The sequence below is a fragment of the Pedobacter sp. Bi126 genome (assembly GCF_918698245.1).
In the GTDB taxonomy this organism is placed as follows: domain Bacteria; phylum Bacteroidota; class Bacteroidia; order Sphingobacteriales; family Sphingobacteriaceae; genus Pedobacter.
In genome coordinates this window covers 14,298-25,787 of sequence record NZ_CAKKMS010000009.1, presented here as the reverse complement: position 1 = coordinate 25,787, position 11,490 = coordinate 14,298, and the positions used below count along the sequence as shown (strand labels likewise).

General features: G+C 37.2%; 6 protein-coding genes. 1 reads left to right on the top strand and 5 read right to left on the bottom strand.

Annotated features, from left to right (window positions below):
- Nucleotides 1-785 precede the first annotated feature (785 nt).
- The gene (locus tag LQ201_RS23850) at nucleotides 786-2,483 is read left to right on the top strand and encodes a cellulase family glycosylhydrolase (protein ID WP_230146167.1); all 1,698 of its coding nucleotides are present in this window, start codon (nucleotides 786-788) and stop codon (nucleotides 2,481-2,483) included.
- A gap of 242 nt (nucleotides 2,484-2,725) precedes the next feature.
- On the opposite strand, the gene LQ201_RS23845 is transcribed toward LQ201_RS23850, so the two are convergent.
- The 5 genes from LQ201_RS23845 to LQ201_RS23825 all read right to left on the bottom strand — a co-directional run bounded on the left by LQ201_RS23845 (nucleotide 2,726) and on the right by LQ201_RS23825 (nucleotide 11,477).
- Nucleotides 2,726-3,610 (bottom strand): hypothetical protein, encoded by an 885-nt coding sequence (locus tag LQ201_RS23845; RefSeq protein WP_230146166.1) that lies wholly within the window; start codon nucleotides 3,608-3,610, stop codon nucleotides 2,726-2,728.
- Nucleotides 3,611-3,612: 2 nt separating this feature from the next.
- Nucleotides 3,613-4,569 (bottom strand): hypothetical protein, encoded by a 957-nt coding sequence (locus LQ201_RS23840; protein WP_230146165.1) that lies wholly within the window; start codon nucleotides 4,567-4,569, stop codon nucleotides 3,613-3,615.
- Between the two features lie 854 nt (nucleotides 4,570-5,423).
- The gene (locus tag LQ201_RS23835; RefSeq protein ID WP_230146164.1) at nucleotides 5,424-5,873 is read right to left on the bottom strand and encodes a hypothetical protein; all 450 of its coding nucleotides are present in this window, start codon (nucleotides 5,871-5,873) and stop codon (nucleotides 5,424-5,426) included.
- A gap of 714 nt (nucleotides 5,874-6,587) precedes the next feature.
- Nucleotides 6,588-7,334 carry a hypothetical protein gene (locus tag LQ201_RS23830; RefSeq protein ID WP_230146163.1) on the bottom strand — a complete coding sequence of 249 codons (747 nt, stop codon included), beginning with the start codon at nucleotides 7,332-7,334 and terminating at the stop codon, nucleotides 6,588-6,590.
- Nucleotides 7,335-7,352: 18 nt separating this feature from the next.
- Complete coding sequence (locus tag LQ201_RS23825) at nucleotides 7,353-11,477, bottom strand: DUF6443 domain-containing protein (RefSeq protein WP_230146162.1); 4,125 nt, start codon at nucleotides 11,475-11,477, stop codon at nucleotides 7,353-7,355.
- Nucleotides 11,478-11,490 lie beyond the last annotated feature (13 nt).

Here is an 11,490-nt window from a genome sequence, read left to right as displayed (position 1 = left end):
ATAACTATCGATTGTATTTTGATAAGAAAGCTAAACAAAAAACCTGTTAAGCGCTGAAAAACAGACAAATAACTAAAAAACAAGATAATTTTGCCTTATAAAAACATCGCTCCCTTATGTAACATTTTATCAATTTTTAGGCTTTATCCTGAAATGATTATGTTAACTAAAGTCAAATACATCCCCTAAACCATTTATGTTTTAACGGATAATTGTAAGCAACCCTTGCCTGTAAAATACTAAAATTAACAGGCAACATTTGTTACCTATTTAGTAACATATATGCCCCGTGTACAAATTACCTATAGTTACTTTTAATTGTTGGCATGCAGATTCTATAAACCCATGCACCGGCACTTAATTTATAATCAGCGTGATTGCTGGTTCGAATTAATATTGCCTCCGTTGCAGGTTTATCAGCTTCAGCCTACTAATAAATCATATCTAACCAAAAAAACAAATTATGAGCATGAAAATCATCAACCTAACAAGGCTGTTAGAACCAACAAGACTGCGGCTCTGGCTAATGTCGAAAAGTACGTGGCCCGTCAGTGTACCGACAATCGGAAACCGAAAAAACACAATATCAACCGATGGTAACAAACTGCTTTCCTGTATTAACTCAGTAAAAAAAGAAGGCTAACCGCATCACTTGCACCGATGGTTTCCTATCCGATCAATAAAAAAACCATCTGTAAAAAAGCTAGTCGCTTAACCTATTATTAGCTGTTATTGGATCGAATATCAATCTAATACAATTTACTAACCAAATCATCTACAAAAATATGAGAACCTTAAAATATTTTATGGGCATCTTCCTGTTCCTTTTAGTAACAAGATGCCAAAAGCCCGAAGTTGCCGTTCCAGAATCGGATACAACTAATAAAACAACTGCCAGGGCCTTAACCGCAACCAGTTATCCAAGTTATAATCTATCACCTCTTCCACCCGACCAATCAGGAGTAAACAGCACGGCGATGCAGCTTTCGGCAAAATTCAAACTGGGCTGGAATATAGGCAACACACTTGAGGCAATTGGTGGTGAAACAAACTGGGGCAATCCTATGGTTAGCCAGGCGCTTATTGATCAGGTGAAAAGAAGCGGTTTTACTGCCGTTAGGATCCCTTGCTCATGGAACCAATACATGGCCAACAGTGCTACAGCAGAACTTCAGCAATCATGGCTAAATAGGGTAAAGCAAGTGGTGCAATACTGTGTTAACGATGGCCTGTATGTAATCTTAAATATCCATTGGGACGGAGGCTGGCTGGAGAACAACTGCACCACAGCCCAACAGGCCCAGGTTAATGCATTACAAAAAGCCTTTTGGGAACAGATTGCTACGCAGATGCGTGATTTTGACGAACATGTTATGTTTGCCAGTGCTAATGAACCTGCGGTATCAGATGCTACCGGAATGGGCGTTCTGCTTTCCTATCATCAAACCTTTGTAAATGCGGTCAGATCAACTGGTGGCCGAAATAGTTACAGGGTGTTGGTTATCCAGGGACCTACAACCAGCATTGAATACACCAATAATTTAATGAATACCCTACCCACCGATCCTGCAGCCAATCGCCTGATGGTTGAAGTACACCATTATACGCCCTTTAATTTTGCCGGTCTTACCCAGGATGTAAGTTGGGGCAATATGTTTTATTATTGGGGAGATGGCTATCATTCTACTACTGATGCTTCACGGAATGCCACTTTTGGCGAAGAATCAAATGCCGGAGCAGATTTTTCGCTGATGAAGACCAAATATATTGATAAGGGCATTCCGGTTATTTTGGGAGAATATGGAGCAATCCGGCGGTCGACAACGCTTTCTGGAGATGCGTTGACACTGCATCTGGCCAGCAGGGCATACTATATCAATCATGTTACCCATCAGGCACTCTTAAACGGCTTACTTCCATTTTATTTCGACGATGGATCAAGTGGAAACAATGCATTCAGAATCATTGACAGGCAGACAAATGGAGTTGCTGATCAGCAAGGCCTTGCCGCGGTGGTGCAGGGCGCGCAAAATAACACAACCTCAACCATCCAGGTGGGACAGGTTTACCAGATTGTAAACAGATACAGTTTTAAGGCATTGGAGATTGGAGGATGGGGTACTGCCAATCAAACACCCGCTCAGCAATGGGCTTATGTAGCGGGGGCAAACCAGCAGTTCAAGGTGGAAGATGTGGGAGGTGGATATTACAGGTTAACACCAATGCATGCCACCGGAAAGTGTTTAGAAATTAATGGCTGGAGTACTGCTGATGGCGGCCAGGCAGCTTTATGGGATTACAGTGGCGGTGCAAATCAAAAATGGTCAATTCAGATTACCACTAATGGATATTATAGGATCATTAATGTAAATAGCGGAAAGGCTTTGGATATTAATGGATCTTCACTCAACAACGGTGGCACAGCTGTTCAATGGTCTTACAGTGGTGGACGTAACCAGCAGTGGGCATTTTTAAAAATATAAACCTTACGAGCCAATAATCTGATACAGTTGCTCAGCAATGGTGCTTTTTTACCATGTGCCGTATGATGAAGCGGTGCGGGCAACAAGACATTGGCTAACAAATATGAAACTCCCGGATAAAAAGATTATCCGGGAGTTTAAGAAAGTACAGGTGAGTGATTCGGCGGGTAACATATCCACCGGCCTGTATATCCTCAAAGAGCATTTCCTTTTGATAATAAACAGGTTAACTTTAAAATTCTTTACTTTTTTTCATTTAGTTTATCTTTCAATAATAATTTTATTTCTTGTAAATCATTGTTCATGGTATCCATCTTCTTTTGTTGATTATTGATCTGGTGATCTTTTTCGATTAAATGAAGTGTAAGTTCTTCTACCTTTTTTAACAACATTTTATTCATTTCGCCTAATGAAATGCCTTGACTTTCCACTATTGCTGCACTTGGCATTTCAGGAAGATGTTTTTCTGATTTTATATAAGCTTCGAGCGAATCAAGTGGCATGATGGCATACTTATCTCCAAAAACATAGTCTGGCCAATTGGTAGCCTCAACTTTTATTTCTCTCGCCCTGATATTCCCATTAACGGATAATCTTTCGTTCGGGGTAAGCGTACCCATCCCAATATTACCATTGTTAACCACCAGCCAATCGTTCATAAAACTCAATTCAGGACGGCCGGAAAATGATGGGGATAACTTAATCAACTGCTCTTCTTGATCTGCCTGGTTTGTTCCCACAATATCGAGATCAATTGCACTACCCCTATCGGTAGTTTTGAACTTCCATCGGTAGCTGTTCTCATAATTGGCCGATAGAATGAGATTTGTAGCTGAGGGTGAGCTGCCATAAATATGGAGTTCGTTATTGTTAAACGAATTGGTATTGATACCAAGCCCAGGTATGCTAAATGTACCCGAAGAGATCAATCTATTTCCAAAAATTGAAAATCTTAAAGAAAAATCCTCAGTACCACCATCACTTTCATGAAAATCGATATATTTCCCTAATTCAGATACACCATCACCGCCAATATATATTGACTTATTCCAGTTCTGTGCCCCTGCCGCTGTAAAAGCTAAGCATAAAATCAACGTAGTCGAAATTTTAGTTATTTTATTTCTCATTTCTATTTTTTCTTTAGGTTTTTGTTTTCCTCTTCTAAGGCAGTCATTTTTTTATCCAGGTTAATTACATGAAGGGTAAGTTCTTCTATTTTCTTTAAAAGTAACCTGTTCATTTCGCCCAGCTGAACGCCGTCTTTTTCTATTTCAGCTGCAGAAGGTATTTCGGGAAGATGCTTGTTTGCTTTGATATACTTTTCAACTTCCTTTAAGGATGGCAATTGGTACTCTTCCTTGAAAACAAAATCAGGCCAATTGGTGGCTTCTACCTTAATTTCTTTGGCACGGATGTTTCCGTTAACAGAAAGCCTTTCTCTAGGAGATATTGTGCCAATACCCACATTACCTGAGCCATCTATCCTCAGCTGTTCGGTATTATTATTAGTAGAAAAAGTAATAAAACCACCAAATTGACTCGATCCACGGTAAAAATTGATGGAGCTGTTGGTTACCCCATAGAAATTATGTTCAATAGAAAACCCCTTACCTGAGTATGCAGCGTTCTGAGTTTCATAGCCCCTAACACCAAGAAAAGTACCGCTACCTTCATTGTTACCCTCAGTCATACGGCCAAACACCATACCCAGGTTTCCACCATCCAATGTTTGCCCCATATCAAATAATGCCTGAGGATTATAGGTTCCAAGACCTAACTTTCCTTTGATATAAGTATTGCCGGAACCTCCTTCAATAGTTAAAAGCGGCTGAAGATTCGTTGACCAAAAACTAAACTGACGACTTTCGTGCATGTGTATCCCAAAGCCACTCCTGGCAACACCGCTAGTAGATGGTGAAGTTTTAATAAGTCCTTCATCCCAACCTGCAGCGATATCCCGCTGCCAAATAACTTTGGGCCATTCAAAGTTTTCTGTATTAGTGAAATCTCCAAGTACTTGTTGGGAAAAAACTGCAGAAGAGCAGCTCATAAATACTAATGCTAGTGATAAAAATTTAATCTTCATGGTTTGGCTTGAGTTAATCTATAATTAATGCTCAAGCTATCACCTATCAGCAAAAAAGAGAAATCTTTTTGACGAACGTGCGATATCGAGTGACGAACGTATGTTTTGGAGTGATGACTTTATTTCACGATGTCATTACCAAGCTTATTAAAATGCTTTATTTTAGAAAAAACCTTCCAAGTTAATGCACAAATATGAAATTGAAAAAATGATGTATTAAATTTTGTTGAAAGCAGCCCCTAATTCAACCGGGCTTATTAAAACGAAGCCCAGCATTTCTGTTGGGCTTTGTTATGTACTTTACTTTTATCTTAATAACGCACTAAGATAAATTGAGAGGCTTTATACGCAAATCTCCTTTCACTTTTGTTTTTCAATAAGGTTAATAATCTCTACTTGTGTTTAACAAGTATAAAATCACCACGATAACCTTTCCCAGTTATGAAAATAGTATCATGTCTGATTTTTTTTATCTTAAAAACACAAACATCACAAATCTTAAAGGTACTGTCTTTTTTATTAAAACTCCATGTCCCTTTACCCGAACTTTCCAGATTTAATAATGATGGACTACCTTTTTTATTTCATCCAATGAAGAAAGTGGTTGAGACGAACCATCATTATAAAAGATCCATTGAAGCGTGCTAAAAGAATATATCCCATCATCAAGCAGTTTTTTCTGTATCCAATAGCTATTGTCATTTTTATGTTCTAGCACTTTTACGATCTCATTTTTTCTTTCACAAGAACAAAATGAGATAATTATTATATATAGTACTATTTTTCTCATCTATTCGGAAGGTTTTTTACAAAATGGACGAGATTTGTAATCCCGTCCAAAGAGTCGAGATTTATTATTTGTATTTTAAAATATATAGCTCCTTCGGAAATTTTCTATCAAAATAATATATCTCTTTCAATTTCACATTCCGCGAAATTATTAAGAATGCTTTTCCATTAATATTGATGTGATAAGCATCTGTAATGCTAGCTTGAATTATTGGTTTAATATTATAGAGCTGCATAAACTTCCTGGATTTTGCAATTTCAACATTAGAGAATTCCAAATAACCAAGTGGTTTCCATATTGCAATTTTATCAAATTGATTTTCATTAAAAAATTCGCGAAATTCTATTAAATATCTTTTCCCTTTGAAATGAATTACACTATCTGTTTCTAAAACATAGTACTGATCTGGAATTTTATTGGCCTTGATTTTTTCCAGTACATTGATTTTATCCTGTGAACTTGCAATCTGAGTACAGAAAACAAATAACACCATTAATTTAATTAATTTTTTCATGGGCGAACAATCTACTTTTAGGAATTTCTGTGCGTTTTTCAACTATTATATCGATTCTGCCTTTATCAGTCTGACTCTTATCTGCCTGATTAACAATTTTTTCTATAAAACTTCTGGGCTCAAAGTTCTATGGATTAGTCTTGAGATTATCAAGATTACAATACTAAAACAAGTTTCAGATCCCTACAAGCAAAGGTTCCTAACGGTCTTATACCACTTCCCAATATGCAATATAACACAAGATGCAGGTGTGAAAAAATGATATATCAAATTATTGAATCCATAATTGTAAGTAAAATATCTCCTCACCTACTCCGCCACTGAATCCTGAACCCTCCAATTATGGGGTCACAAAACCTCGTTCCATAATCATATTAGGCTTAGTGCCACAAAAGCCTGGCACTAAGGCCAGGCTAAAGTATAATTTTTTAAGCATAAGACATCCACTCGCGCTAATCCTAACGCATAGACTTGCGCTAGTGAGGGAAAGGGGTTAATCAAATTGGTTTATCCAAACTAGTTAGAACGTCAAGTCTAAATTGTTCAATAAATATTAGAATAAAGGAGGGTAGTTTACAAATCGTATCCTCCTACTTATTGCCGTTAAAACTAAATAGCTTAAATATGAAATTCATATACACTGCGTAGGTAAAACAAACTGTGTCATCAGTTTATTCAGAAAAGGATCATTCCTTTTGATTTAGCTTGATTAGATCAATTTTCTGGTTTTATCCATATTTTTTTTTGTTCCTCACCAAGATGTACAGCTGAATCAACCGCATCCAAGATCTGACTTTTCCGATATTTATTTATAACCCCATATCCTGGCTGTGGGATAAAAAACACCCCATCTTTCTTTTTAAAAATATCGTTTCCGTTTTTTCCCACTAATTTAAGACTGCCTTTATAAAGCTTGTACAAACCGTATTTCATGCTAGAGAAATTCAAAGCCGAGTCTTTTATAACATAATCCCCATAATTAGTTTCCTTTACAGTCTTACCATTTAAATAAAAATTGATATAGCCATTTGTTTCTTTGATGAACTCCCCTTTGCTATTTTCAGATTCCAACCCCAAAAGTATCTTAGACATTCCAGGCAGCGTATCCGAAAGCTTGCCATTTTTAACGGAAAACCAACCCCAGTTTGTTTTACCATAGGGTTCAACCTCGGTAATAAACTCTTTAGAAATCCTTTTACCATATTTGCCCGTCCCTATCATTTCATACAATATTGTTCTTCCTCCACTATGTGTCAGTACTCCATAGTGGAGGGAAAAATCATCAAATCCGCTGTGACGAACAACCTGAACAATGTGTAAATCCCTTGCGGTATAGGACTCTAAAGTATCTAGTTCATCCTCTTTACCAATGTCAGCCTTAATTAAGAGTAAACGGTTATCGATATTATGGCATCCACAGATCAAAAAAAACAAAAAGAATGTGCATAAAATTTTAATCATTTTACAATCTTGCATACCTTATCTGATTACCTTCCTTACTCTGCTATCTCTGCTGTAGGTATTCGATGAAGAAAATCCCAGCGAATAATCGAAATAACCCCTCGCTATTGCCTCTCTATGATTCATCTGATTAGAAAAAGTCTTACTATCCTTAAAAGTATAATCATAAACATTGTATAATTCTGCTCCCAGAAGCGCATCACTGACACTTATTTCCGCTTTGTTGGACGAATTTATTCTGCTCATACTCGCCCCCCATAAATAATTTAACGCTTCATGGTTGTTCATATATATTCCATTTAAACTAATTAACTCTCCCGCTTTGAATTTACTTTTAAAGTCCAATTTACCCCTATTTGACTCTAGGGCAACATCGATATAACCGTCCACACTATTCAAAGCCGTATTGATTATTGATGCCTGTTTATTGCGGGTAAAACTTTCGTTAAAAGTACCATTGAAACTTGCGCCCCCTGGTTTACCACTTCTCTCATTTTCCCTAGGATCGCCTGTAATCGATTCGACACTCAGAACCCTTCGTGCTGATCTAACATCAGATAATTTAGTTGTTCCCCCTTCTCGGTCAGTTTCAGCTATTTTTTGCTGTTCAGCCTTGTTAGAGACATGATACAAACGTTTGTCAGCTATCCCATCTGTTCCTATTTTATTTCCTTTGTCATTTAAAAAATCACCCCAGAACATACCATCTGGATCGGTAAATCTGACCGGATTGTTCCGTCCATAATTGTATGACGACCAAGATCTATCTGCTTCTGACAAAGGATCAATTACATTCCACCTGCCTATAACCGGGTCGTAGAACCTTGCGCCGTAATCATATTGTCCCAAACCATCCTGTAACTCTTTGGCATTATAAAGATAATTATTTTTATCTCCAAATAGATATCCTCCAGGTTTTACAAGTCCGAATGCATAGTATTCATTTTCTTGTACTACCCTGGCTACATTATTCCCCTGATCGTCTATGGTTACCCTAACATTACCTAAATGATCGCTTAAATTGTGTTCATAGCTATAGCTCTGGGTATTGCCAATCCTCACAGCTCGACCTGTTTCTGTTGCAATAAATTTTAAAACTCCATCCTCATAATGAATTCCATCAACATAATCTCGATTTATCCCCCCCATAAATGATTTCAATTTAGCACCAAGAGCATCATAGGTATAATTTGCCGTTACTGCACCAGATATTGATATTGGAAGATTTAAATGATTATATGTCCAGGTAGCTGTGCCTCCTTTGGTACCATCGGTACGCACATTACCATTAAGGTCATAACCATAACTTCCGTTTAATCCACCACTAACATGATCCAGTACGTTGCTCTGATTGGTGTTCTGATAAGTATATACTATGGGATTGCCATTGCCAGCTCTTTCCAGATTGATAATATTACCCATTACATCATATGCAATGGTTTCGTTTAATAGTATACCATTACTATGTACGGAACTAACTAGCCTATTCAGTTTATCATACCCATACTTAAAGTATTGTGCACCGCTGTGGTTACCATTGTAGCGCTGTGCCGAAATGTTGCCATTGTAGTTTGCTTGCGGCGCATTAGGAATATCTGCTAAATCAGTAGCTGTATATTTAAGTTCCTCTTTAAATTTCCCCGATTCCGCCTTATTTAGCCAGCCACGTTCATTATAGGTGAATAGCGTGCTTTGTAAAAACGAATCATCAATAATACTGGCTTTAAATACTGATCCTTCTTTGGCAATAAAACCATCACTTAAAGTAATACTTTTACTTGCGGTAACGATCCGGGTTTGCCCTGGCTCTACTATGTCTGCAGCATCAAGAACCACATGTTGCACAAGAGATTGTGGTGTAGCACTTTTACCGTAAATATTTTTGGTTTTCAATTGTCCGATCTCATCATATTCGAGCATATTCAAAACAACCTGTCCTTGTTTATTTATATTTTCCTTAGTACTGATCTTTCTACCCATATGATCGTAAGTATAAACATCTTCGATAGTTGTGGTTATCCCTTTAGCAATATGGGTACGGGTGCTGGAAACCAATTCGCCCGGAAAATTATATTCTTGATCAACCTGATCCGTACCCCCTAAATGGTTTGTGGCTTTTGTTTGCACAATACGCCCTTCAATATCATAGTAGTTAACGGTCATATCCATAACACTGGTGCCAAGATTTTTCACTTTGGTACCGGTTAACAAACTCTTGATCCTTTCACCAGAAGCCTGGTCACCTGAAGCAGCACCAAAAATATTATCTGGAAAAACATAATCATCGTAATAATTTACCGTTAAGATATCCAAACCTGAGCGTGGGAAAGAGAGGTTATTATAATCTGATCCTGGTAGACGTGTTTCATACAAAACTGTTTCATTTACCAAGTCGGTTTGCAACTGTGCAGCTGTTCTGGTATCGGTATAAAGACCAGTAATGACTACCCTGCCAAAAGCATCGTATTTTATACATAAATATTGTTTTTTTTCCTCTTGGTTCGCATCCTGGGTCATGATCAATTGGTCGAGTTTATTGTATACCATATATTCCCAACCTTTACCCGGTATTTTTTTCTTTACTAGACGTTTTAAGCCGTCATAATGATATCCATATATAAAATGCTGGAATGCAGGAAGTGATTCATTAAAGTTATCAATCATATTCTGTCCATTCTCATTTACAGCAGGAGGTAAAACATATCGTAAACCACCTAAATCATCATAAACGTAATAGGTATCTAAACTGGTAGAATTATCTTTCCAGCCACGCTTCAATACTATCTTACCTTCAAAATCCTTAAACTCCTCAGTCGTATTTTCATGTCCGCTTATCCAATTTTCATTCTTGATTATTGATTTATATAGTTTACCCGCGTCATAAAAAGTTGTTCCAACAGCGCCATCATTATTAACCTGCCAGAAACGGACTTCATTTGTACCATTGGTACTATATTCCATTTTTATGGTGTGACTGGCAGCTGGTTGCCAATCATCACCCGGAGCGCCCTGTTGCTCAATCCTATTTAAAGGACTCGGTTCGAAAACACTTACACTAAAAGGGTTTTGTGTCGCTTTTATACTGGATAAACTATTTTGATTTGTATAAAAATCCAATTGTGCGGAGAGGGCATTCGTTCTAAAGCCACCATTATTACTGGTTGTACTATATGGTTGATATTTTATATTTTCCCGTCCGAAGGCATCATAAGTAAAAGGCTGTATAAGATCATTCTTAGCCGGACTGCCCATAACGGAAACAGTTTGGACTGGCCTACCTATGCCATCCATATACTGAACGCTTTGGTTTTCATCTTCAACAGACCTGATGTTACCTATATTAACTTCATTAACACCTGCTTTTTTAAAAGTTCTGGTTAATATAAAGTTATTCTCTCTACTTAAGTTTTCAGTAGCTTGGCCTATTATATTCTGCCTTGAAACTTGAATTTTTAACTGTCCAACATAAGTGCCATTATCATATTGTTTTGTAGCTTTAATTGTGTGACTTCCATTAGTTAAACTGCTTAAATCTATTGAGGTAGCAGGAATATTGTCAAAAGTAAATGTAACTCCTGCTATTGCTGGAGTAAAAAAAGTCGAAATTGAAATATTGCCAGATCCGACCGTAATTTCCTGTAGTTTATCAATACCAACAAAATCTGGTGCCTCTACTTTAATTGTAAAAGTGTTGTATCTTAATGCATCATACGGAGTAGTTGTATGATTATTGGGTTTTCGACCCGAAAAAGTAACAAATTGATAAACAGGGGTCGTTTTGCCATTAGAAGCTCGATTAGGCACATATTTAAAAGTGCCATCACCTGCAAAAAAATTATTAGAACTACTATTACCCCAATCAGTAAGTGAGTACCACGCATTTCTATCACTATACCTACTTCCGCTACCTTGGTATCTTCTTCCCATTGTCTGAAAAATTGCCGCTGGCCCAACATCTTTTCCCGGAGAGACATACATTATTTTGTTAGTATATGTTGGCACTTCATCCCAAAAATATGGGCCTAAATCGCTACTCAAATAGAACATACCATTTGGAGCTAATGTTACTTGACCTTTAGAGAGAAAAGGTATTAAAAGTAAAAAAAATATAAAGTATTTTATTGTGGTGTTTGTAAATTTCATAAAACTATGATTT